The organism is Streptococcus suis (assembly GCF_002964045.1).
GTDB lineage: Bacteria > Bacillota > Bacilli > Lactobacillales > Streptococcaceae > Streptococcus > Streptococcus suis_U.
The window spans coordinates 1-309 of sequence record NZ_POPB01000656.1 but is presented as its reverse complement, the minus strand read 5'-3'; the positions used below and the strand labels follow the sequence as shown (position 1 = coordinate 309).

The following is a 309-nucleotide window of genomic DNA, read 5'->3' as shown; positions in this document are numbered from 1 at the left end:
CGATCCGACTAGAGAGAAGGGCTAGAGGCGCTATGTCCTCTAGCTTTTTTGGAGGCAAACATGACACATTTAGTAGATTTACGGAAGAAACCTTACAGCCTTGATGAAGAGGCTATTTCTTGGATTGAAGAAACCATTGCTCAGATGACCTTGGATGAAAAAATCGGTCATCTCTTTGTCAACATGGGGAGCCAGCGGACAGAAGACTATCTGACTGGAGTATTAAATGATTATAAGATTGCTGCTGTTCGTTATAATCCTGGACCTGCTGCAGATATTTGGGAGCAAAACTATATTTTGCAGACCAAG

General features: G+C 42.4%; 1 pseudogene. It reads left to right on the top strand.

Features of this window, described 5'->3' with window-relative positions:
* Positions 1-60 precede the first annotated feature (60 nt).
* Positions 61-309, top strand: a pseudogene (locus C1E99_RS13925) (beta-hexosaminidase); the annotation flags it as partial.